This is a genomic window from Hominisplanchenecus murintestinalis (assembly GCF_943193015.1).
Lineage (GTDB): Bacteria > Bacillota > Clostridia > Lachnospirales > Lachnospiraceae > Hominisplanchenecus_A > Hominisplanchenecus_A murintestinalis.
This window is the reverse complement of record NZ_CALPCM010000001.1, coordinates 151,681-172,715: the sequence shown is the minus strand read 5'-3', so window position 1 is coordinate 172,715 and position 21,035 is coordinate 151,681. Positions and strand designations below refer to the sequence as shown.

The following is a 21,035-nucleotide window of genomic DNA, read 5'->3' as shown; positions in this document are numbered from 1 at the left end:
ATAAATGAAAGGAACAACATGAGAAAATTGACTTTGAATGATGAAATATTACTGCAAATCGAAAAGCCCGCCCGTTACATCGGCAATGAAGTAAATTCCGTGATGAAAGACCCTTCCAAAGTAGACGTGCGCTTCGCGATGTGCTTTCCCGACGTATATGAAATCGGTATGTCGCATCTGGGGATACAGATTATTTATGATATGCTAAACAGGCGTGATGATATCTGGTGTGAGAGAGTATATTCTCCCTGGACAGATTTGGACAAACTCATGCGCAAAAAGAAGATTCCCCTGTTTGCCCTGGAATCCCAAAGTCCCATCACAGACTTTGATTTTCTGGGAATTACCATTCAATACGAAATGTGTTACACCAACATTTTGCAGGTTCTGGACTTGAGCGGGATTCCACTGTTGGCAAAAGAGCGGGACGAAGACGCGCCCATTGTTATTGGAGGCGGCCCATGTACCTACAACCCGGAACCTCTGGCTGACTTCTTTGATATTTTCTATATCGGAGAAGGAGAGACTGTTTATTTTGATTTGATTGATTTATATAAGGAATATAAGCAGAAAAGACTTGGCAGGAAAGCATTCCTGCATGAAGCTGCAAAGATTCCGGGAATCTATGTGCCGTCCATGTACCGGGTTTCCTACAAAGAGGATGGAACCATCGCCTCCTTTGAACCTATTTATGAAGATATCCCTGCACGGATTGAAAAGCAAATTGTTATGGAACTGACAGATACCTATTACCCGGAAGCTCCGGTGGTTCCTTTTATCAAGGCCACACAGGACAGAGTCGTTCTGGAAATTCAGCGCGGCTGTATCCGGGGATGCCGTTTCTGCCAGGCGGGAATGATTTACCGCCCCCTGCGTGAGAAAGATTTGCCGGTATTAAAAAACTTTGCACGGAACATGCTGAAAAATACGGGACATGAAGAAATTTCCCTCAGTTCTTTAAGTTCCAGTGACTATTCAAATTTAGAAGGCATCGTAAATTTCCTAATTGATGAATTTAAAGGTCAGGGCATCAATGTTTCGCTGCCGTCCCTGCGCATTGACGCCTTTTCCCTGGATGTGATGAGCAAGGTGCAGGACGTGCGCAAAAGCAGCCTGACCTTTGCACCGGAAGCCGGCTCTCAGAGACTGCGCGACGTCATCAACAAAGGACTAACCGAAGAAGTTATCTTAAACGGAGCCGGACAGGCATTTGAAGGCGGCTGGAATCGGGTAAAACTATACTTTATGCTGGGGCTTCCCACAGAGACAGAAGAGGATATGAAAGATATCGCGCGCCTGGCAGACAAAGTTGCCAGACGCTATTATGAAATCCCAAAAGAGCAGCGGAACGGCAAGTGCCAGATTACGGTAAGCACATCCTTTTTTATTCCTAAACCGTTTACGCCTTTCCAGTGGGCGCCTATGAATACAAAAGAAGACTTTCTCGGAAAAGCGAAAGTTGTTAATCAGGAAGTAAAAGAACAGTTGAACAAAAAAAGTATCAAATACAATTGGCATGAAGCCGATGTATCCGTGCTGGAGGGCGTGCTTGCAAGAGGCGACCGGAAAATTGGGAAAGTTATCCTGCGCGCTTATAAAAAAGGTTCCCTATATGATGCATGGGGTGAAAATTTTGATAACGAATTGTGGATGTCTTCCTTTGCAGAAGCAGGAATAGACCCTGATTTCTATGCGATGAGAAACCGGGACAAATCTGAAATCCTGCCCTGGGATTTTATTGACTGCGGCGTGACAAAGAAGTTTCTGTGGAATGAATGGGAGCGCGCGCAAAAAGGACAGATAACCCCAAACTGCCGTATGGGATGCTCCGGATGCGGCGCAAAATCTTACGGAGGTGGTGTGTGCTATGAAGATTAGAATAAAATTTTCCAAACACGGCGTTATGAAATTTATCGGCCATCTGGATATTATGCGCTATTTCCAGAAAGCTATCCGCAGGGCAGAGATTCCGATCCGTTTTACGGAAGGTTTCAGCCCCCATATGGTGATGTCATTTGCATCCCCCCTTGGCGTAGGATTGACCAGCGACGGAGAATATATGGATATCGAGGTAAATGAGACAATTTCTTCTAAGGAAGCCGTCAGGCGTCTGAACCAGGTTATGGTTGAAGGAATGCAGGTATTGAGTTACCGGAAAATTCCAGAAGGAAAAGCAAGCAATGCGATGTCGCTGGTAGCGTTCGCCGACTATACCGTCACATTCCGCGAAGGAAAAGAACCATGTACCGGCTGGAAAGAACGGCTGTCTGAATTTGCATCCCTTCCAGCTATCTTAATCCTGAAAAAAAGCAAAAAAAGCGAAAAAGAAGTAGATATCCGTCCAATGATTCAGGAACTCCACCTACAGGAAAACGGGAAAATTTTCATGCGTTTGTCCTCAGGCAGCGCCAGTAACTTAAAGCCAGAACTGGTAATGGAAGCTTTCTCTGCTTATCTTGGTGCCGAGCAGGAACCTTATAGCCTTCTGGTCAACCGTATAGACCTGTACGATGAACATATGATATCGCTGGAAGAACTGGGGGAAGAAATTGGAGAGTAAACTGATTGTAGTCAAAAAAGACCGCCGGATTTTTACGGCTCTGACAGAAAACGGGAAAGTATGCGCCCTGTCCTGTTATGGAGAAGAAGAGCAGCCCCTTCTCGGAAATATTTATATCGGGCGGGTGCAAAAAGTAGTCAAGAATATTGGAGCGGCTTTTATTGAGATTGAAAAAGGGTTCCCGTGTTATTATCCGCTGAACGACTGCGAAACGCCTGTTTATACAAAAAAAATCAATTCTCCCTCCATGACGGCGGGAGATGAGGTACTGGTTCAGGTCAACCGCGAAGCTCACAAAACAAAGCCGCCTTCACTCACCACAAACCTGAATTTCACTGGAAAATACCTAGTGCTTACCACTGGAGCGCTGCGCATCGGAGTTTCTGCAAAATTAGACGGTGAAACAAGAACCCGTTTAAAAACACTGATTAGCGAAATTGCTGGGGGAAAATATGGATTCATCGTCCGCACAAATGCAAAAGACGCCCGGGAAAATGAAGTTTTGAAAGAAGCAGATTACCTGATTTCTCTCTGTGAAGATACAATAGAAAAGGCAAAATACCGGAGCGCCTTCACCCAAATCTATCAAACAGCCTCTCCCTGGCTTTCCCAGCTCCGCGACACTTATGGAAGCGGACTGTCCATTGTGACAGACGATGAAAAGCTGTATGGACAAATGCACGAGTATCTACAGACTATGCAGCCGGAAGATTTGCCGAGGCTTTCCATGTACAAGGACAAGCTGCTGCCACTCTCCAAACTTTACTGCCTGGAAAAAGCGCTGAAAGATGCCCTGAGCGAACATGTATGGCTGAAATCCGGCGCTTACCTTGTAATTCAGCCTACAGAAGCCCTGACTGTTATTGACGTAAATACCGGCAAATACGAAAGTAAAAAGAAGAAGCAGGACGCCTTTTTGAAAATAAATCTTGAAGCCGCACAGGAAATTGCAAGACAACTGCGGCTCCGGAATCTGTCAGGAATCATTGTCGTGGACTTTATCAATATGAATGCCGCAGAAGATAAAGAAACGCTGATGCAGACGCTAAAGGAATTCCTGCGCCATGATCCGGTAAAAACCGTTCTGGTAGACATGACTGCTTTAAACCTGGTAGAAATTACCCGAAAAAAAGTGCGAAAATCCCTGGCAGAGCAGGTAGGGATAAAAAAGCAAAATCAGTAGTTGACGCAATTTGGAGAATATGCTAGAATACAAAAGATGCCGCTTAAAGAGGTTTAAGCGCTATGCCCATAGGAGGATAGCCACCGTATTTAGCGAGTAATGATAATAGGAGGTGCCATATGTACGCAATTATTGCAACAGGTGGTAAACAGTACAAAGTAGCCGAAGGCGATATCATTAACGTAGAAAAGCTTGGAGTGGAAGCAGGTGAGACTGTAACATTCGACCAGGTACTTGCAGTGAGCAATGACGGACTGAAAGTCGGCGCTGATGTAGCCGGCGCAACAGTAACTGCCAGCGTGGTTAAGAACGCTAAGGCAAAAAAAGTAATTGTTTACAAGTACAAGAGAAAAACCGGATATCACAAGAAAAACGGTCACAGGCAGCAGTACACCCAGGTTAAGATTGAAAAAATTAACGGTTAATCTATATGATTACCATTGAGATTCATAAAATCGAAAACCAATACAGCGGGTTTCTTTCTAGCGGACATGCCGGGTATGCAGATGACGGATACGATATCATCTGTGCGGCAGTATCTGTACTTACTGTAAATACCATCAATTCCATTGAGACATTTACCGGCGATCCTTTTTCTGTCCGACAGGAGGACGGGCTGGTGGAGTTAGTTCTGGAGGGGACGGTTTCAGAGAAAACTTCGCTGCTTCTGGATTCTATGATTCTGGGTTTGCAGGAAATTCAAAACAGTTACGGTAATGAGTATATTGAACTGATATTCAAGGAGGTGTAGACAATGATGACAATGAACCTTCAGATTTTTGCCCATAAAAAGGGTGTTGGTTCTACAAAGAACGGCAGAGATTCTGAGTCAAAAAGATTAGGAGCAAAGAGAGCTGACGGACAGTTCGTAAAGGCTGGAAATATTCTTTACAGGCAGCGCGGAACAAAGATTCATCCGGGCGTTAATGTTGGACGCGGCGGCGATGATACTTTATATGCTTTAGTTGACGGCGTTGTAAGATTCCAGAGAAAAGGAAGAGATAAGAAACAGGTTTCTATCGTTCCGGTTTCAGAGTAAGCAGATGCGGCTTCAAATCAATTTGGTTTGAAGCCCTTTTATATAGAAGGAGATTATGTATGTTTGCAGACAGAGCCAAAATCTTTATCCGCTCAGGAAAAGGCGGAGACGGCCATGTAAGCTTCCGGCGGGAGCTGTACGTTCCGGCAGGCGGTCCTGACGGCGGAGACGGCGGAAAAGGCGGAGATATTATCTTTGAAGTGGATAAAGGCATGACGACTCTCGCTGATTACCGGCACCGCGGAAAATTTTGTGCCGGCGACGGTGAACCGGGAAACAAGAAACGCTGCCACGGAAAAAACGGCAATGACCTGATTCTGAAAGTGCCTGAAGGAACAATAATCAAAGAATCAGAATCAGGCAAAGTAATTGCAGATATGTCCGGCGGGAATAGCCGCCAGGTCATCCTAAGGGGTGGAAGAGGCGGCCAGGGAAACATGCATTATGCTACAGCAACGATGCAGGCGCCCAAATATGCCCAGCCAGGCCAAAGCGCCCGGGAGCTCTGGGTAAACCTGGAGCTGAAAGTGATTGCGGATGTAGGGCTTGTAGGATTTCCGAATGTAGGAAAATCCACCTTGCTTTCCCGTGTAACAAATGCACAGCCCAAAATCGCGAACTACCATTTTACAACCCTTAACCCGAATCTGGGCGTTGTAGACTTGGAGGGGGGAAGGGGATTTATCATTGCAGATATCCCCGGACTGATTGAAGGCGCTTCCGAAGGCGTCGGACTGGGACACGAATTTCTCCGCCACATCGAACGTACCAGGGTCATCATCCACATGGTAGATGCAGCATCCACCGAAGGCCGTGACCCTGTTGACGACATTTATAAAATTAACGAAGAGCTGCGGGCATACAATCCTGAAATCGCCGAACGTCCACAGGTCATTGCCGCCAACAAAATTGATGCTCTTTATGTTGGAGACGAGGATCCGATTCAGCGTATCCGGGATGAGTTTGAGCCAAAGGGAGTAAAAGTATTCGCCATTTCCGCCGTCAGCGGCAAAGGACTAAAAGAACTTTTATACCAGGTACGGGAAATTTTGGACAATCTCCCACAGGAAACAGTAGTATTCGAGCAAGAATTCTTTCCGGAAGATATGGCAATCGACAGTAATCTGCCTTATACGGTAGAAAAATCAACCGAAGAAGAGAATACTTATATTGTCGAGGGGCCCAAGATAGAAAAAATGCTGGGTTATACAAATCTTGATTCTGAAAAAGGCTTTGCTTTTTTCCAGAAATTCTTAAAAGAAACAGGAATCCTGGATGAGCTGGAAACAGCAGGCATTCAGGAAGGCGACACTGTCCGCATGTACGGACTGGCGTTTGATTATTATAAGTAAGATAGAAACGAGGGAAAAACATGACAAGCAAACAGAGAGCCTATCTGAAAAGCCTGGCAATGACTATGGAACCCATTTTTCAGATTGGAAAAGGAAGTCTGACTCCGGAAATTACACACGCAATTTCCGAAGCACTGGAAGCCCGGGAACTGATTAAACTAAACGTACTAAAAAACTGTCTGGATGATCCTAAAGCATTGGCTGAAATAGTAGCTGAACGCACCCGTTCCCAGGTTGTACAAGTTATCGGCAAGAAAATTGTCCTATACAAACCCGGCAAAGGGGACAAGAAAAAAATCATGCTGCCACTGTAAAGTGAGGAAAAATTATGAGTAAAGATTCCCGCAGAAGAGTAGGAATTATGGGAGGCACTTTTGACCCCATCCATATCGGACATCTGATATTGGGAGAAAATGCCTATCAGCAGTTTGGACTGGACTGCGTGCTGTTTATGCCTTCCGGTAACCCGCCCCACAAAAAAGAGCGGAACGGGCGGGCTTCTACGCAGGAGAGGATTGACATGGTAGCGCTGGCTATCGCAGACAATCCTCATTTTGTCCTGTCATTAGAAGAAACCCATGAGAACGGCTACACTTATACAAGAGAAACCCTGGCGCGCCTTACCCGTGAAAATCCTGACACAGATTACTATTTTATTATGGGAGCAGATTCCCTTTTTGCATTTGAGAGCTGGAAAGAGCCGCAGGGAATCTGCGACTTATGTACAATTTTAGTTGCTGTGCGGAATGACGTAAGAACAAAAGACATGGATTCCCAGATTGCATATCTTACAGAAAAATACCACGGACAAATACAAAAACTGGATACGCCCAACATCGAAATTTCTTCCGAAGCTCTCCGGGAGCATATCAGCCAGCGGCGTTCCCTTAGATATTATATGCCAAGCGATGTGGCAAAATATATTTATACTCATCATCTTTACAGCTCATAAATGCGCATATCTTTGCATAAGCCACGCAAAATACTTTCGTATGGATGATATCAGACCATATGCCAAAGCTTTAGGAGGTAAGATATGGGGCGCTACCATTTAAAAAAAATACAGCACAAATTGAAAAAAAAATTAGATGAGGACCGTTATGAACATACGCTGGGGGTACGCTACACCTGCGCTGCTCTGGCGATGCGTTACGGATATGACATGGAAAAAGCACAGACTGCAGGTCTTCTTCATGACTGTGCAAAGTGTGTTTCCGATACAAAAAAGATAAAAATCTGCCAACAAAACAGTATCTCCATTAGCAAGTCAGAGGAGGACAACCCATTTTTGCTCCATGCAAAAGTAGGAGCATACCTTGCCCGTGAGAAATATGGAGTGGCAGAAGAGGAGATTCTGGACGCCATTGCTTTCCATACCACTGGGCGGGCTGACATGGCTCTTTTGGAAAAAATCGTATATATTGCGGATTATATAGAACCCCATAGGAACACGGCGCCGAACCTTGAAGAAATCCGTACCCTGGCATTCCAAAATATTGACCAGGCCATGTATGTAATACTGAGGGATACCCTGGATTACTTAGAAAAAAAAGGAAAAGGTATTGATCCCATGACACAGACTGCCTATGAATACTTTACCAACGTAATAACAAACTGTAAGTTTTCGGAATCTATGCCCAAAGAATAGGAGGATGCATATGAATTCAAAAGAAATGGCAAAGCTGGTTTGCCATGCATTAGAAGAAAAAAAAGCAGAAGATATCAAAGTTATCAATATTGAAGAAGTCTCTGTGTTGGCAGATTACTTTATCATCGCCAGCGGAACCAATTACAATCAAGTACAAGCCATGGCTGACAATGTAGAAGAACTTCTCGGAAAAGCCGATGTCACACCGAAGCAAATCGAAGGCTACCAGACAGCAAACTGGATTCTTATGGATTACCGTGATGTCATCGTACACATATTTGATGAAGAAAACCGTCTTTTTTACGATTTAGAAAGAATCTGGAGGGATGGGAAAAATATTGCAGTAGAAGCGCTGGCAGAATAAGAACACAGCACCGTGTTAAAAATTTGAGGTAGAATTTATGACGGCACAGGTATCAAAGATTGTTGAAAACGACTTTAGAAAGCGATTAGAACGTGTTCTGTACTTAATAGAATCTTATGGTATTCGATACTCGGAAATAGGTGTTTTTGGCAGTTACGCAAGGAATGACTATGTTGCTGCCAGTGATATTGATCTCTGTATTATTACTGATTACAGACCGGGGCTAAAAGTCAGCGGCTCCCTCAGAGAAGATGCTGAAGAATTGAATGTCGATATTGTTTGGATAACACCAGACAGTTTTCAGAACAGTGACAGCCGCTTTATGACAAATATCCGTAAAGATTACAGGAGGGTTGCGTGAGATGAAAAATGACTATTACGATGTAGCCATCAATGACCTGCTATATTTGCAGGTAACGCTGAACACCCCTTATTACAATAACATTGCGGTAAATGCCCAGCAAGTTGCTGAAAAGATGTTGAAATCCGTTGCGGAGCGAGTATGTGTTGGCGTGGAAAAACTTATGCACACCCACAATCTCAGAGCGCTCTATACAGAGATTCATAAAATCGAACCTGATTTTATTTTGGACAAAGGCAGCCTGTCTATGTTGAAAGATTTGTATTTTGACGCGAAATATCCTGGAGACAATTTTGTCACAGTTACACGAGAAGAGTGTGATGAGTGTCTGGAAATCATGTATGCCGTAATAGATGCTGTCCATTCTTTAAGAGCCAAATATAATTTGCCTTGCCAAGAAGTAGAAGAGAGATATATTTGTCAAAGCACATATTTGGATGAACAACAAAAAACAGGAGGCTTATGACGTGTTAAAAAAATATTTTATAGTTTTTCTGATATCAATGGTTCCGCTGATTGAGCTGCGCGGCGCAATCCCTTATGCAACTGGATTTGGTCTGCCTTTGGCGCAGTCCTATGTGATTGCAGTCATTGCAAACATGCTTCCTGTACCGATTATTTTCCTTTTTGCACGCAAGGTTCTGGAATGGGGAGCGGACAAGCCAATTATAGGAAAATTCTTTCGTTTCTGTCTGGAAAAAGGACATAAAGGCGGAGAGAAGCTTAAAGCAAAAGCTGGAAAGGGACTTCCAATCGCACTGTTGCTTTTTGTAGGAATCCCACTGCCCGGAACAGGCGCCTGGACAGGAACTCTTGCTGCCAGCCTGCTGGATATGGACTTTAAGACAAGTATCATCGCTGTTATGTGCGGCGTGCTGCTTGCAGGAATTATCATGGCAGCTGCCAGCGCCGGATTATTCGGGGCCATAGGCGCTGTATTTTCATAAAGGTGAGAGAGAAGCGCAATACTCATATAAAAGTAAAAAATTTAAGGAGGCTGAATGAAACAGCCTCCTATTTTTGCAGAAAACTCTAAATCAAAAAACGGAATACGCCGATGACCTTTCCCAATACGTCCATATGGTCTACGATGATAGGCTCCATCGTATCATTCTCCGGCTGTAAACGATAATGCCCGTCTTCTTTATAATAAGTCTTTACGGTAGCAGAATCATCAATCAAAGCAACAACCATATCGCCGTTTTCAGCCGTTTTCTGACATTTGACAAGCAGCCTGTCGTTTTCAAAAATACCTGCATTAACCATGCTGTCACCTTTCACTTTCAGCATAAACGCATCTGTGTCAGGGATAAATTCTGCCGGGATAGGAAAATAACTTTCAATATTTTCTTCAGCCAAAATCGGCTGTCCGGCGGCAACACGCCCCAAAACCGGGACATTTACCATCTCTCTCCGCAGCATATTGAAATTATCATCCAGTATTTCAATCGCCCGGGGCTTTGACGGATCACGCCGAATATAACCGTTTTTTTCTAATGTCTCCAGATGAGAATGTACGGAAGACGTTGATTTCAATCCTACGGCTTCGCAAATATCGCGGACTGCCGGCGGAAAACCCCTATTAATAATTTCACTCTTAATATATTCCAGGATTTCTTCCTGTTTCTTTGAAATTTTACCATTTCCCATAATCTTACCAAGCTTTCTTAATCTTATAAAAAGCCTTTTCCTTTCTTTGTTGTTTCTTTCCGTAAGCGTTTTATACCAGGCAACTCTGCCAAAAGTAAAATTTAAAAACTTTATTTTCTATTATGATAACACATCTTAATTAAAATTGCAAACAGAAGTTCAGAAAATTTGTTCGCATTTTTGCTTGACAAACGCGTGTTTGTACGTTATAATAAATCAAACGAAAGTTCGGAACAAATATTCTATAAAAAATTTAAACATAGAAATTGAATTCGAACTGTATAGATTGGGGAGGTACTCACAAATGAATGAGAGAAGAATACGGCAATTAGAAAGAAGAAAAGAGAGAAGAAAACGAAAAATACTTTTTGCGGCAGTTATGACAGGCGTCTTTCTTTTAGGGCTTGCCTGCGGCAGATGTATTGTCAGTGCATCCAAACCGCAGCGAACCAGCTATAAACATTACAAAATTATAAGAATAGCTGCAAATGAAACCCTGTGGGACATCGCAAATATTTATATGAGCGAAGAATACGGAAGCGTCTATGAATATATCCGGGAAGTAAAGGAAATCAATTCCATCAACGGCTGCAATATCCTTTATGGGCAGCGTCTCCTTGTCCCTTATTATTCCACAGAAACCGAATTGCCGAATACCTGACGAAATTATCCAAAGATACTCTGGTCTGTCCATTATTTTTCTGCTATACTTGATTTATAGAAAGAGCTGTATTTGACAGCTCTTCATAAATCAAGTCCATATGAAAGGAATACTTTATGCGCCAGGAAAAATTTAAAATGGAACGCCCCAACTTAGTTCAGCCGGGGCAAAAAATCGAAATTACAGAAATCCAGACAAATATGAATTACAGCTATATCATTGAACCCGCCGTCGCTATGTCCGGATGTTTTAAAGGAAACAACCGTATCAAGTCCAAAGAGGGCACGATTGTCAGCATTGAAGACACGCCCCGTGGATTCATTGTCACTGCTGAATTTGAAGAATAAACCCGACAAGAGCAGCAAGCCATCTTTTCTTATGTCTGATATATCTATTCCAGAAACACATGTTTTTCGAATAGATTGGCTTCATCTGTTTCATATTTGGACATTTTCCACAGATTTTTTATCTGTGGCTGCAGTACCTCAAATTCCCACAGCTTTTCACTGTTGGCATAGCTATATGGATCATTGACTTTTATCTTTCCGTCTTTACAGCCTACAAGTACAATAAAATGTCCATTATCAGTAAAGTCGCCGGGGCCTACGCTGCATATGATTGGATTTCCCTCCATTAAAGTTTCGGTGACAGTTTCTTCATTTAATGAAATCGTCTGTCCCTGTACCCCAAATTCTTTGCCGCCTTCCGTAATAAAGCTCCAAATGGTATTCCCATCATCGGTCAGATAACCGTGTTCCTCACTATAGACAGCCAGCGTATATGGTGTAACTGTAGTATTTCCGGTCAGCCCTGCGATAACCATTGCCATACATGTGGGACCGCATCCGCTTGTGGCCACAATATTTTCGCCATACTGACCATAGCCCCAACGTTCATCCCACTGAATCAACAGAGGGATTTCCCCTGGTTTGATATCCTTATCCAAATCCAATTGGCTTGTATACACATGTCCTCTTTTTTCCAGGTAATCATATACAAAATCCACGGTTTCCATATTTTTATCCATCATTCCAAGAATCTTCTCAGGATAACGATATCTATTCGCTAAAACTTCATTTCTCTTTTCTTCGGATGTTTTTTCCAAAACCTCTGTTTCCGGCACGGCTTGTGTTTCCATTCGTTTACTTTCGGAAGCTTCCGTTTCCTCTGTATATTCTGACTGTTCCGTATCCTGTAAAACGTTCGTTTCTGACTCTTTAGATATTTCTGCAAGCTGCTCCGAATCCGCATAACTCTCTGCAAAAGCATCCGTTTCTGCTACTGCTGCATGTTCTATAATCTCCTGTGTACAGATCAGGGCTACACAAATAACGCCTGCTGTTATCACAATGCACTGCAGCATCAATACTATTTTTTTTAATTTTTTATTTTTTCGTCTATTATTCGTCCTCATGTCGACATTATACCACTAATTTCGCAGAATCACAATTACAACAAAATTTTGCATCCTTCTGCTTTTTTTGTTATACTAGTATAAAGTACCAAATCAGCCTCAAAAACAATGCTATCAGGAGAATTTATTATGGGAAAAGACATCACATATCATGAACAGACAGACATGGAAAATACACTGAAACTGAGAGATATCCTGCAAACTCTTCCGGCTTTTTGCAGAAACTACTTCCGCGCAATGGAACCTACTACTTCTACCAGTACGCGGATTGCCTATGCCTACGATATCCGGGTGTTTTTCCGCTTTTTAATGGAAAATAATCCCCTATTAAAAGGAAAGGATATTACTGCATTAAACATCGGCATCCTGGAACAGCTCGGCGCCGAAGATATTGAGGAATATCAAGAATACCTAAAACTATATGAATCAAAGGATAAACATTTGACAAATGGAGAACGGGGACTGAAACGAAAAATGTCAGCGCTCCGCAGTTTTTATGCTTATTACTATAAACATCAGTTTATCACCAGCAATCCCACTCTCTTGGTGGATATGCCAAAGCTCCACGACAAAACAATCGTCCGTCTGGATGTGGATGAATCTGCGGCACTCTTGGACTATATTGAACATTGCGGGGATCACCTTACAGGACAGAAAAAAATTTACTGGGAAAAGACCAAACTCCGTGATTTGGCTATCGTTACGCTTCTGCTCGGAACCGGAATCCGCGTATCTGAATGTGTAGGGCTGGATATACAAGATGTTGACTTTAAGAATAATGGAATCCGTGTTGTCCGCAAAGGCGGAAATGAAATGATTGTTTACTTTGGCGATGAGGTGGAAGAAGCCCTAAAAAACTACATGGAAGCACGCAGTAATATCACTCCTGTTGTCGGAAATGAAAATGCTCTTTTCTATTCCACCCAAAGAAAGCGCATTGGAGTAAAAGCTGTAGAAAACCTTGTAAAAAAATACGCCCGTGAAATCACTACCACAAAAAAGATAACTCCCCACAAATTGCGCAGCACTTACGGCACAACACTCTATAAAGAGACAGGAGATATATATCTGGTGGCAGATGTCCTCGGGCATAAAGACGTCAACACTACAAAGAAACATTATGCTGCTATGGATGAAGAGCGCAGACGGAAAGCTGCCTCTGCCGTCAAACTGCGAGGTATCTAAACTTTGGGCGTGTTTGATAATTTATTCCTGTAAATGCCGGCCTGCATCTGCAAAGATCTATTTTCAAACACGCCCTGTACCAATCAAACACTTATACTTCCCTTAGCTTCTCTCACCAGCCGGCTGGTTCCCAGCCTTTCAGCTCCAAGTTCAATAAATTTTTCTGCATCGGCGAAAGATGAAATCCCTCCTGCCGCTTTTACTTTTTTTTCATCTGCTGTATATTTCCGCAGCAGCGCCACATCTTCCGGCATCGCGCCATTTGTAGAAAATCCAGTAGATGTTTTGATATAATCCGCATCCGTTTCTGACACCACCTTGCACAAAGCGATTTTCTCATCTTCTGTAAGCAGGCAAGTTTCGATTATGACCTTTAGTACACGTTCTCCACATGCCTCCTTCACTGCCTGGATTTCCTCTTTTATCCGGCCATACTGCCCTTCTTTCACCCATCCCAGGTTAATGACCATGTCAAGTTCCTGCGCGCCGTTTTTGACGGCTTCCCGAGCCTCTAAAACCTTCACGGCTGTGGTATGATATCCTGTCGGAAACCCAATAACTGTGCAGACTGCCAATCGTCCTCTAAGATACTCAGCTGCCTGCTTCACAAATGTTGGAGGGATACATACAGAAGCAGTATGAAATTCCACCGCATCATCACACAGTTTTTTTATCTGTGCCCAAGTCGCTGCCGGTGATAACAGCGTATGGTCTACCTTGCTCAAAATATACGTTTGCTCCATCTTATTTTCTCCTTATTTCTCTTAGCAAAGCTCTTCTAAGCAAGAATTTCCTATCGTCCCCTCTGGCATCGGAACTTCGAAATTCTCTGCTGCTGTCGCCCCTATACGGGCAAAATCCGGGCTTTCCGGCAGCATGCCTGCCCTCGTCATAGACGGCGACCACGCTAAAAACGGTACTTTTTCTCTGGTATGGTCAGTTCCCGTATGAACAGGATCATTCCCATGATCAGCTGTCAGTATCAGCAAATCCTCCTCACAAAGCGCAGCCAAAAGCAATGCAAGCTTCTCATCGAAACGCTCCAGTTCACAGGCATAGCCTTCCGGGTTTCTTCTGTGTCCCCACAGCGCATCAAAATCCACCAGATTCGTAAAACAGATTCCCTCAAACTCTCTGGAAGCAAGCTCTATCGTTTGCTCCATACCCTGTACGGAACTTTTTGACTTATATGCTTCTGTAATGCCCTCTCCGCCAAAAATGTCATTGATTTTTCCAACAGAAATCACATCCAGCCCTGCATCCTTAAGAGCATTTAAAACAGTTCTCCCAAAAGGCTTCAGCGCATAATCATGCCTGTTTGCCGTTCTCTTAAACTCACCCTTTTTCTTTCCCACATAAGGTCTTGCAATTACCCTTCCTACCATCCACTCCGGCTTCATAGTCAAATCTCTGGCAGCCTCACAGTATCTGTAAAGTGTTTCCACCCCCATGATATCCTCATTCCCGCAAATCTGCAGGACTGAATCTGCAGAAGTATAGACAATCAGATGTCCTTTCTCTATCTCTTCCTCTCCCAGTTCCTCCAGGATTTCTGTACCGCTCGCACTTTTGTTTCCAATGATTTTCCGTCCCGTAAATTTTTCTAATTCTGTAATCAGCTCTTTCGGAAAACCATTAGGAAAGGTGAGGAAAGGTACTGTCGTATTCAGCCCCATCATTTCCCAATGCCCTGTCATCGTGTCCTTGCCGCAGCTGGTCTCCTGCATAAGTCCATAATATCCCACAGGGCTTTTGCATGGTTCCATGCCCTCCAACGCCGTCAGGTTAGCAATTCCCAATTTCCAGAGATTAGGAATGTTCAGCGCCTTCTTTTTCTGATATCTGTATGACGCGATATGCCCTAAAGTATTTACGCCGGCATCCCCGTATTCTGCTGCATCCGGCATCGCACCGACTCCCAGTGAATCCAGTACCACTACAAAAATTCTTTTATATTTTCTCATGAAATATCACCTTTCCCAAATCCCTGGGGAAGAATTTCTCCCAAGGTATACTCTTTATACTCCAGATTTTCTTTTCCCAGAAGAATCCGAAAGGTTTCCGGAGCACAGAATTCTGCCATAACCTGGCGGCACACCCCACAAGGGGCACAGAAGTTATCTGCCGTTTCTCCGGCCTTTCCACCCACGATTGCAATCGCGGAAAATTCCGTAACACCTTCACTCACCGCCTTGAAAAATGCAGTTCTTTCTGCACAGTTTGAAGGGGAAAATGCTGCATTTTCAATATTGCATCCCGTGTATACCTTTCCGGAACAAGACAACAAAGCCGCTCCCACTTGAAAGCCGGAATATGGAGAATAAGAAAACCTCCTTGCCTCTAATGCTATTTTTATCAATTTTTGTTCTGTCATCTGCCACCTCAAATCCCAAGACAAGTTTACATAATTATATTATGTAAACTTGTCTCCATGAAACACTATTTATCCGAATCCAGCACAATTGTAAATGGTCCGTCATTGCAGAGCTCTATTTTCATCTCCGCTCCAAACCGCCCAGTCTCCACTACAGCAACCCGCTTCCTGCATTCTGTAATCATATACTCATACAGTTCCTCAGCCAAGGCCGGCGGCGCCGCCTCAGTAAAACTTGGCCGATTTCCCTTTTTACAATTTGCATACAGTGTAAATTGTGATACCAGAAGCAGTTCTCCCTTTACATCTGCGAGTGACAAATTTGTCTTTCCTTCACTATCCTCAAAAATCCGCAGTCCAATCATTTTTTTCATAAGGGCATCTGCCTGTATCCGGCTGTCCGCCTGCCCGACTCCAATCAAGACTAAAAATCCCTTTCCGATTTTTCCTACTGTCTCTCCCTCTACCGTAACGCACGCATGAGTCACCCTCTGAATTACAAGCTTCATTTCTTTTCCTCTCTTAATGCAACATAATCTTTCAGCAGCCGCACAGTGCCGTCAATTCCCAACACACTGCTATTTACACTCAGGCTATAACCTGAAACATCTCCCCATCTTTTGTCAGAATAATAATTATAGTAGCTCGCACGCTTCTTGTCTGTCTTAATAATCATTTCTTTTGCTTTAGCGCTGCTTACCTGATATTCTGACGCAATCCTAGCTACCTTGCACTCCATATCGCCATGAATAAATACCGAAACCAAATTCGGAAAATCTGCCAATGCATAGTCTGCACAGCGCCCTACAATGACGCAGGCTCCTTCTTCTGCAATTTTCCTAATTGCATTAAACTGCGCCAGAAAAATTTTATGGTTAATCGGCATGTCAGTAAATGCTGAAGACGTATAGCCTCCGGAATAAGTGTCCATCACAAGAGAATAAAGAAAGCTGTTCGTAGGCTTTTCATCGTGGTTCTCAAAGAGCTCCCTACACAACCCACTTTCCTTTGCCGCTCGTTCTAAAAGTTCCTTATCATAACATTTTACTCCAAGCTCAGCCGCCAGTTTTTCACCGATTTCACGTCCGCCGCTTCCATACTGTCTTCCAATTGTGATCACTGTTTTACATGCCATACATTTCACGTCCTTCCTATATTTCTTATTGCTTAAAATATAGCAATAGTATACAACAAAACGCCGAAAAAGTATATGGTTTTCGTAAAAATATACTACAAAGCAGATTTCCTAATGCCGCAGCTTATTCAGCATCCCTTCAAAATATTCCGGCAGGGGCGCCTCAAACTCCATATATTCATGAGTATGCGGATGTACAAAACCCAAAACCTGTGCATGCAGCGTCTGTCCCTGCAGCTTATATGGACTGGCAGACGGGCCGTACACCTCATCCCCCAACAGCGGATGCCCTATGCCTGCCATATGAACCCGTATCTGATGTGTCCGCCCTGTTTCAAGCTGGCATTCAATATAGGTAAATTTGCCCAAACGCTCCAATACCCGGTAATGAGTCACTGCATTTTTTCCATTCTTATGGTTCACCGACATTTTCTTCCTGTCAATCGGATGACGCCCAATTGGTGCATCCACAGTTCCTTCATCTTCTTTAAAACCTCCATAAACAATCGCTCTGTATTTTCGTGTAATCGAATGTTCCTTCAGCTGCTCGGCGAGACAGCTATGGGCAAAATCATTTTTACATACCACCAGGGAACCTGTAGTGTCCATATCTATCCGATGAACAATTCCCGGACGCAGCACCCCATTAATTCCTGACAGTTTTCCGGCGCAGTGATACATCAGTGCATTAACCAATGTACCGCTGTAATGGCCGGCACTCGGATGTACAACCATTCCCTTGGGCTTATCCACTACCAATAAGTCCTCATCTTCATAAAGAATCGACAATGGGATATTTTCAGGGCAGACATCCGGCTCCTCCATATCAGGAATTTCTACAGTAATAGATTCGCCGGAAACCACCTTATAATTTGCCCTCACAGATTTTCCCTGCACCAAAACCCGCCCTTCCTTCACAAGCTTTTGAAGGTAAGAGCGGGACTGTCCATCCAATATATCAGCCAGGAACCTGTCAATCCTCTGTCCGGAAATGCTCTCCGGCACACAAATATCTATCTTTTCCATCGCATCACCAAATGCCGCAGTTTTCCTGCGGAGCTCATAATTCTTTATAATAACATAAAAACAATATCAGAAAACAGCCCATAGAGACTGTGACATAAATATCCGCTACGTTGAAAATAGGAAAATCTATCAAAGAGAAATAAAAGAAATCCACTACAAACCCCCGGAACATCCTGTCAATCGCATTTCCTATTGCACCTGCGCTGATAAATACGGCAATCAGCCGCAAAGGCAGATACCGCCCGCTTCCCGGCATACGGTAATAAAAGTAAGCGGCAGCTCCCAATACTACGGCGACACATATCAAAAACAGCCACTGCTGATTCTGCATCAGCCCAAAGGCCGCGCCTCTGTTTTCCAGATACTGCAGCTCAAATATGCCCTTTATCCATATAATAGACGGCTGCCCTTTCAATTCTGCAATCGCCCATAATTTCGTCAGCTGGTCAATAACCGTCAATACTATAACCCCTGCAATTCCGGCGGTTATCTGCTTCATGGTAACTCTGCTTTTTTCCATATCAAACCTCGATTTCTCCAGTATAGCGACTTCCTATGCCCACTAGTCCATTATATGGCAGTCTGCGTTTATGTAATTAACAGCGTCAAGTATTTCTTCGTCTGTCACCGTCTTATCAATAAATGCGTGGCCAATCCCTTTCAGCAGTATAAACTTAATTTTTCCTGCCTCCATCTTTTTATCAGATTTTGTAACTTCAAGAATTTTATTCGTATCAATCCCATCAAAAGAAATCGGAAGATTAAATCCCACATTCATATCACGTATTTCAAAAAATTCTTCCGCACTCAACAGCTCCCGTTTATATGAAATATAAGATGCCGCCACATATCCAAGCGCTACGCACTGCCCGTGCAGCATCTTAAAATCCATCAACTTTTCAATCGCGTGTCCGATTGTATGACCAAAATTTAAAAGCGCCCTGTCACCTTTTTCCGTGGGGTCTTTCTCCACAACTTCTCTCTTAATTTCACAGCTTGCCGAAATCATTTTCTTTAATACATCAGACTTTCTCTCACTGATTTCTGACATATGCTCAATTACCCACTCATAATAATCAGCGTCTTTTATAAGGCCATGTTTCAGAATCTCACCCATACCGCAGAAAAACTGCTCATCGTTCAAAGTATTCAAAGCAGTGATATTCATGTACACCAATTTAGGCTGGCAGAATGCTCCCACCATATTTTTATAACCATCAAAATCCACGCCTGTCTTTCCACCAATACTACTGTCCACCTGAGAAAGCAGCGTAGTCGGCACCTGGATAAACTCTATCCCTCTTAGATAAGTAGCAGCCGCATAGCCCGTTAAATCACCTACGACTCCTCCCCCCAAAGCTACCAGCATATCGTTTCTGTCAAAACCATTTTCAATTAGTTTCCGGTACAGAAGCTTTACCGTATCCAGAGTTTTATGCTCCTCACCCGCCGGAAAAACAAAGCGTGCCACCTTAGAACACCTGTCGTTAAGCAACTCTGCCACTTCATCTCCATACCGCGCATTCACGGTACTGTCACTTACAATACACAGTCTCTTATCCTGTACTCCCAGCATTTCCAGATACTCCGGAAGCTTCGCGAAGGATTCCTCCAGATAAATATGATAAATTGTCTCATTGTCTTTTTTTACAGGAATACACATCCGCTCTTTCCCTTTGCCCATGACTGCCTCCAATTCATCTTCACCTATAGATTACACATATTTCTCAATCTCAACATAACAGCGTCCCTTTTTCGTTTGGGCCGTCATTCCCAAGTAGCGGAACTTTCCCATTCCTCTGGCTGAAATAATATCGTTTTCCTTTAAATTATATCCATTAGATACTACCATTTTTCCATTGACGAACACTTTTCCCCCTTCAATCAGCCCAACCAGGCTGCTTCGGGAAGCACGGAACGCAAGCGCAAGCACACTGTCAAGCCGAACAGATGCCACCGTTCCCCTGAGAATTTCTGTTTTCGGCTGAAATGTGAAGCTTTCCTGAAAAACTTCACGGCATATTACTGATGTGTGGCGTATCCGGGTCAACTCACTTGAAATAAATCCGGCCATCTTCTCTGTACAGAATAAATAAGCGCCGTCCTCTTCCACCAATATATCTCCCAGTTTCAAACGTTCAATTCCCAGATTCAACACAGCGCCGAGATAATCCCTGTGGTTCAGAGCATCTGCAAATTTTCTGTTTAATGGACTGATTTTCAAACAGGAAATCGGGTAAGAAATACCGCCATTCTGCCATGAATCTGTCTTCTCTTCATAATAAAGAGCATCAGGAATAAACGCTGCTATCTGACGCTCTGCTGTTTCATAGCCGCCAAAAACTCCCCACTGTACATGAGAAAGTTTCCGAACCGTCTTATGAAAAATATTTAATTCATTCAAATTCATAAAATCTGAAAAAACAGGTATTCCTCTCCTGAATGCAGCATTTGCCAAATCCAGGAGATGTTTTTGAAAAATTTCTTCTGTCTTGTCCATAAATTTAATAACTTGAGCGTATCGCCGGAGCATCAAACGCCCCATTCAGAATCTGATTAAAATCTCCTGAAATATCTACTGAGGAAGGCGTGATAACAAAAATATAGTTGCTGATTTTCTGGAGGCTTCCGTCAACTGCATAACAGGAACCGGATACAAAATCAATAATACGCTGAGCAGTATCTCCGTCCATACCTTCCATGTTCAGCACAATCGTGGAATTTGCAAGCAAAGTCTCTGTAATTGCCCCCGCATCCTTGAATTCATTTGGCTTAATTACACATACTTCCATGCCACTGTTTCTTTTGGGGCGCATAGGTGAAATTTTGCTGTTTGTTGGAGCTGAGATGCCGGACTGCTTTGGCTGACGTGTTTTGGATTTCATTTTTCGCTGCACATCTGCGTCAAAATCGTCGAAATCATCAAAATCGTCCTCTTTTTGCTTTTTCAACTTACGTCTCTTGACCGGACGTTCCTCCTCATAATCATCGTCTATTTCATCATCCAGGAAATCCTCGTCATCATAATCATCCTCGTCATTCAACCTCATAGCATTTAAAAATCTGTCAAGTACTCCCATTCT

At 43.4% G+C, this 21,035-nt stretch carries 29 protein-coding genes; 17 read left to right on the top strand and 12 right to left on the bottom strand.

The window, feature by feature from the left end; all coding sequences use genetic code 11:
* Positions 1-18 precede the first annotated feature (18 nt).
* From NFR99_RS00800 to NFR99_RS00735, 14 genes are all read left to right on the top strand, one after another.
* Positions 19-1,878: a TIGR03960 family B12-binding radical SAM protein gene (locus NFR99_RS00800; RefSeq protein ID WP_251352209.1), complete on the top strand. Its 1,860-nt coding sequence runs from the start codon at positions 19-21 to the stop codon at positions 1,876-1,878.
* Entirely contained in the window at positions 1,868-2,560 is a 693-nt protein-coding gene (locus tag NFR99_RS00795) for a TIGR03936 family radical SAM-associated protein (RefSeq protein WP_251352207.1), read from the top strand. Before NFR99_RS00800 ends, NFR99_RS00795 begins: the two co-directional genes overlap by 11 nt.
* The gene (locus tag NFR99_RS00790; RefSeq protein WP_251352205.1) at positions 2,550-3,743 is read left to right on the top strand and encodes a ribonuclease E/G; all 1,194 of its coding nucleotides are present in this window, start codon (positions 2,550-2,552) and stop codon (positions 3,741-3,743) included. Before NFR99_RS00795 ends, NFR99_RS00790 begins: the two co-directional genes overlap by 11 nt.
* Positions 3,744-3,862: 119 nt before the next feature.
* The gene (gene rplU, locus NFR99_RS00785; protein ID WP_120481337.1) at positions 3,863-4,168 is read left to right on the top strand and encodes a 50S ribosomal protein L21; all 306 of its coding nucleotides are present in this window, start codon (positions 3,863-3,865) and stop codon (positions 4,166-4,168) included.
* A gap of 5 nt (positions 4,169-4,173) precedes the next feature.
* The gene (locus tag NFR99_RS00780) at positions 4,174-4,494 is read left to right on the top strand and encodes a ribosomal-processing cysteine protease Prp (protein WP_120481338.1); all 321 of its coding nucleotides are present in this window, start codon (positions 4,174-4,176) and stop codon (positions 4,492-4,494) included.
* 3 nt (positions 4,495-4,497) lie between these two features.
* Positions 4,498-4,782: a 50S ribosomal protein L27 gene (gene rpmA / locus NFR99_RS00775; protein WP_120481339.1), complete on the top strand. Its 285-nt coding sequence runs from the start codon at positions 4,498-4,500 to the stop codon at positions 4,780-4,782.
* A gap of 59 nt (positions 4,783-4,841) precedes the next feature.
* Complete coding sequence (gene obgE / locus NFR99_RS00770; RefSeq protein ID WP_120481340.1) at positions 4,842-6,134, top strand: GTPase ObgE; 1,293 nt, start codon at positions 4,842-4,844, stop codon at positions 6,132-6,134.
* Positions 6,135-6,154: 20 nt separating this feature from the next.
* Positions 6,155-6,448 (top strand): ribosome assembly RNA-binding protein YhbY, encoded by a 294-nt coding sequence (gene yhbY, locus NFR99_RS00765; RefSeq protein WP_120481341.1) that lies wholly within the window; start codon positions 6,155-6,157, stop codon positions 6,446-6,448.
* Positions 6,449-6,462: 14 nt separating this feature from the next.
* A complete protein-coding gene (nadD, locus tag NFR99_RS00760) occupies positions 6,463-7,086 on the top strand; it encodes a nicotinate-nucleotide adenylyltransferase (protein WP_135974804.1) in 624 nt (207 codons plus the stop codon).
* Positions 7,087-7,170: 84 nt separating this feature from the next.
* A complete protein-coding gene (gene yqeK / locus NFR99_RS00755) occupies positions 7,171-7,782 on the top strand; it encodes a bis(5'-nucleosyl)-tetraphosphatase (symmetrical) YqeK (RefSeq protein ID WP_120481343.1) in 612 nt (203 codons plus the stop codon).
* Between the two features lie 10 nt (positions 7,783-7,792).
* Complete coding sequence (gene rsfS / locus NFR99_RS00750; RefSeq protein WP_120481344.1) at positions 7,793-8,146, top strand: ribosome silencing factor; 354 nt, start codon at positions 7,793-7,795, stop codon at positions 8,144-8,146.
* Positions 8,147-8,183: 37 nt separating this feature from the next.
* Positions 8,184-8,507 (top strand): nucleotidyltransferase family protein, encoded by a 324-nt coding sequence (locus NFR99_RS00745; RefSeq protein WP_120481345.1) that lies wholly within the window; start codon positions 8,184-8,186, stop codon positions 8,505-8,507.
* Between the two features lies 1 nt (position 8,508).
* Positions 8,509-8,973, top strand: coding sequence for a HEPN domain-containing protein (locus NFR99_RS00740; protein ID WP_120481346.1), 465 nt, complete (start codon positions 8,509-8,511; stop codon positions 8,971-8,973).
* A gap of 1 nt (position 8,974) precedes the next feature.
* Positions 8,975-9,454, top strand: a complete 480-nt coding sequence (locus NFR99_RS00735) for a COG2426 family protein (RefSeq protein WP_243126507.1) — start codon at positions 8,975-8,977, stop codon at positions 9,452-9,454.
* A gap of 85 nt (positions 9,455-9,539) precedes the next feature.
* Here NFR99_RS00735 and lexA read toward each other — a convergent pair whose 3' ends face one another.
* Complete coding sequence (gene lexA / locus NFR99_RS00730) at positions 9,540-10,157, bottom strand: transcriptional repressor LexA (RefSeq protein WP_120481348.1); 618 nt, start codon at positions 10,155-10,157, stop codon at positions 9,540-9,542.
* A 304-nt stretch (positions 10,158-10,461) separates the two neighbouring features.
* On the opposite strand from lexA, the gene NFR99_RS00725 reads away from it, so the two are divergent.
* Both NFR99_RS00725 and NFR99_RS00720 read left to right on the top strand, forming a co-directional pair.
* On the top strand, positions 10,462-10,818 hold the full coding sequence (locus NFR99_RS00725) for a hypothetical protein (protein ID WP_120481349.1): 357 nt from the start codon (positions 10,462-10,464) through the stop codon (positions 10,816-10,818).
* A gap of 116 nt (positions 10,819-10,934) precedes the next feature.
* Complete coding sequence (locus tag NFR99_RS00720) at positions 10,935-11,165, top strand: hypothetical protein (protein ID WP_120481350.1); 231 nt, start codon at positions 10,935-10,937, stop codon at positions 11,163-11,165.
* 44 nt (positions 11,166-11,209) lie between these two features.
* Here NFR99_RS00720 and NFR99_RS00715 read toward each other — a convergent pair whose 3' ends face one another.
* Positions 11,210-12,166, bottom strand: a complete 957-nt coding sequence (locus NFR99_RS00715; protein WP_251352203.1) for a C39 family peptidase — start codon at positions 12,164-12,166, stop codon at positions 11,210-11,212.
* Positions 12,167-12,361: 195 nt separating this feature from the next.
* Here NFR99_RS00715 and NFR99_RS00710 point away from each other — a divergent pair, with 195 nt between their 5' ends.
* On the top strand, positions 12,362-13,417 hold the full coding sequence (locus NFR99_RS00710) for a tyrosine-type recombinase/integrase (protein ID WP_251352201.1): 1,056 nt from the start codon (positions 12,362-12,364) through the stop codon (positions 13,415-13,417).
* Between the two features lie 83 nt (positions 13,418-13,500).
* On the opposite strand, the gene deoC is transcribed toward NFR99_RS00710, so the two are convergent.
* From deoC to NFR99_RS00660, 10 genes are all read right to left on the bottom strand, one after another.
* A complete protein-coding gene (gene deoC / locus NFR99_RS00705; protein WP_120480953.1) occupies positions 13,501-14,160 on the bottom strand; it encodes a deoxyribose-phosphate aldolase in 660 nt (219 codons plus the stop codon).
* A gap of 21 nt (positions 14,161-14,181) precedes the next feature.
* Positions 14,182-15,381, bottom strand: a complete 1,200-nt coding sequence (locus NFR99_RS00700) for a phosphopentomutase (RefSeq protein WP_251352199.1) — start codon at positions 15,379-15,381, stop codon at positions 14,182-14,184.
* Positions 15,378-15,791, bottom strand: coding sequence for a cytidine deaminase (cdd, locus tag NFR99_RS00695; RefSeq protein WP_120480955.1), 414 nt, complete (start codon positions 15,789-15,791; stop codon positions 15,378-15,380). Before cdd ends, NFR99_RS00700 begins: the two co-directional genes overlap by 4 nt.
* Before the next feature lie 65 nt (positions 15,792-15,856).
* Positions 15,857-16,300 (bottom strand): D-aminoacyl-tRNA deacylase, encoded by a 444-nt coding sequence (gene dtd / locus NFR99_RS00690; RefSeq protein ID WP_120480956.1) that lies wholly within the window; start codon positions 16,298-16,300, stop codon positions 15,857-15,859.
* Positions 16,297-16,926, bottom strand: a complete 630-nt coding sequence (locus NFR99_RS00685) for a cytidylate kinase-like family protein (RefSeq protein WP_251352197.1) — start codon at positions 16,924-16,926, stop codon at positions 16,297-16,299. The genes dtd and NFR99_RS00685 overlap by 4 nt, the downstream gene beginning before the upstream one ends.
* 111 nt (positions 16,927-17,037) lie before the next feature.
* Complete coding sequence (locus NFR99_RS00680; protein ID WP_120480958.1) at positions 17,038-17,952, bottom strand: RluA family pseudouridine synthase; 915 nt, start codon at positions 17,950-17,952, stop codon at positions 17,038-17,040.
* 34 nt (positions 17,953-17,986) lie between these two features.
* The gene (lspA, locus tag NFR99_RS00675) at positions 17,987-18,472 is read right to left on the bottom strand and encodes a signal peptidase II (protein WP_120480959.1); all 486 of its coding nucleotides are present in this window, start codon (positions 18,470-18,472) and stop codon (positions 17,987-17,989) included.
* A 42-nt stretch (positions 18,473-18,514) separates the two neighbouring features.
* Positions 18,515-19,636 carry a 3-dehydroquinate synthase gene (gene aroB, locus NFR99_RS00670; RefSeq protein WP_251352195.1) on the bottom strand — a complete coding sequence of 374 codons (1,122 nt, stop codon included), beginning with the start codon at positions 19,634-19,636 and terminating at the stop codon, positions 18,515-18,517.
* A 30-nt stretch (positions 19,637-19,666) separates the two neighbouring features.
* Positions 19,667-20,452 (bottom strand): YlmH family RNA-binding protein, encoded by a 786-nt coding sequence (locus NFR99_RS00665; RefSeq protein WP_251352193.1) that lies wholly within the window; start codon positions 20,450-20,452, stop codon positions 19,667-19,669.
* Between the two features lie 4 nt (positions 20,453-20,456).
* Positions 20,457-21,032, bottom strand: coding sequence for a cell division protein SepF (locus NFR99_RS00660; RefSeq protein ID WP_120480961.1), 576 nt, complete (start codon positions 21,030-21,032; stop codon positions 20,457-20,459).
* Positions 21,033-21,035 lie beyond the last annotated feature (3 nt).

What these genes read in the sequence shown, in the direction of transcription:
- NFR99_RS00800 (WP_251352209.1), top strand. Translation starts at nt 19, where the DNA reads ATGAGAAAATTGACTTTGAATGATGAAATATTACTGCAAATCGAAAAG.
- NFR99_RS00795 (WP_251352207.1), top strand. Translation starts at nt 1,868, where the DNA reads ATGAAGATTAGAATAAAATTTTCCAAACACGGCGTTATGAAATTTATC.
- rplU (WP_120481337.1), top strand. Translation starts at nt 3,863, where the DNA reads ATGTACGCAATTATTGCAACAGGTGGTAAACAGTACAAAGTAGCCGAA.
- NFR99_RS00780 (WP_120481338.1), top strand. Translation starts at nt 4,174, where the DNA reads ATGATTACCATTGAGATTCATAAAATCGAAAACCAATACAGCGGGTTT.
- rpmA (WP_120481339.1), top strand. Translation starts at nt 4,498, where the DNA reads ATGATGACAATGAACCTTCAGATTTTTGCCCATAAAAAGGGTGTTGGT.
- obgE (WP_120481340.1), top strand. Translation starts at nt 4,842, where the DNA reads ATGTTTGCAGACAGAGCCAAAATCTTTATCCGCTCAGGAAAAGGCGGA.
- yhbY (WP_120481341.1), top strand. Translation starts at nt 6,155, where the DNA reads ATGACAAGCAAACAGAGAGCCTATCTGAAAAGCCTGGCAATGACTATG.
- nadD (WP_135974804.1), top strand. Translation starts at nt 6,463, where the DNA reads ATGAGTAAAGATTCCCGCAGAAGAGTAGGAATTATGGGAGGCACTTTT.
- yqeK (WP_120481343.1), top strand. Translation starts at nt 7,171, where the DNA reads ATGGGGCGCTACCATTTAAAAAAAATACAGCACAAATTGAAAAAAAAA.
- rsfS (WP_120481344.1), top strand. Translation starts at nt 7,793, where the DNA reads ATGAATTCAAAAGAAATGGCAAAGCTGGTTTGCCATGCATTAGAAGAA.
- NFR99_RS00745 (WP_120481345.1), top strand. Translation starts at nt 8,184, where the DNA reads ATGACGGCACAGGTATCAAAGATTGTTGAAAACGACTTTAGAAAGCGA.
- NFR99_RS00740 (WP_120481346.1), top strand. Translation starts at nt 8,509, where the DNA reads ATGAAAAATGACTATTACGATGTAGCCATCAATGACCTGCTATATTTG.
- lexA (WP_120481348.1), bottom strand. Translation starts at nt 10,157, where the DNA reads ATGGGAAATGGTAAAATTTCAAAGAAACAGGAAGAAATCCTGGAATAT.
- NFR99_RS00725 (WP_120481349.1), top strand. Translation starts at nt 10,462, where the DNA reads ATGAATGAGAGAAGAATACGGCAATTAGAAAGAAGAAAAGAGAGAAGA.
- NFR99_RS00720 (WP_120481350.1), top strand. Translation starts at nt 10,935, where the DNA reads ATGCGCCAGGAAAAATTTAAAATGGAACGCCCCAACTTAGTTCAGCCG.
- NFR99_RS00710 (WP_251352201.1), top strand. Translation starts at nt 12,362, where the DNA reads ATGGGAAAAGACATCACATATCATGAACAGACAGACATGGAAAATACA.
- deoC (WP_120480953.1), bottom strand. Translation starts at nt 14,160, where the DNA reads ATGGAGCAAACGTATATTTTGAGCAAGGTAGACCATACGCTGTTATCA.
- NFR99_RS00700 (WP_251352199.1), bottom strand. Translation starts at nt 15,381, where the DNA reads ATGAGAAAATATAAAAGAATTTTTGTAGTGGTACTGGATTCACTGGGA.
- cdd (WP_120480955.1), bottom strand. Translation starts at nt 15,791, where the DNA reads ATGACAGAACAAAAATTGATAAAAATAGCATTAGAGGCAAGGAGGTTT.
- dtd (WP_120480956.1), bottom strand. Translation starts at nt 16,300, where the DNA reads ATGAAGCTTGTAATTCAGAGGGTGACTCATGCGTGCGTTACGGTAGAG.
- NFR99_RS00685 (WP_251352197.1), bottom strand. Translation starts at nt 16,926, where the DNA reads ATGGCATGTAAAACAGTGATCACAATTGGAAGACAGTATGGAAGCGGC.
- NFR99_RS00680 (WP_120480958.1), bottom strand. Translation starts at nt 17,952, where the DNA reads ATGGAAAAGATAGATATTTGTGTGCCGGAGAGCATTTCCGGACAGAGG.
- lspA (WP_120480959.1), bottom strand. Translation starts at nt 18,472, where the DNA reads ATGGAAAAAAGCAGAGTTACCATGAAGCAGATAACCGCCGGAATTGCA.
- aroB (WP_251352195.1), bottom strand. Translation starts at nt 19,636, where the DNA reads ATGGGCAAAGGGAAAGAGCGGATGTGTATTCCTGTAAAAAAAGACAAT.
- NFR99_RS00665 (WP_251352193.1), bottom strand. Translation starts at nt 20,452, where the DNA reads ATGGACAAGACAGAAGAAATTTTTCAAAAACATCTCCTGGATTTGGCA.
- NFR99_RS00660 (WP_120480961.1), bottom strand. Translation starts at nt 21,032, where the DNA reads ATGGGAGTACTTGACAGATTTTTAAATGCTATGAGGTTGAATGACGAG.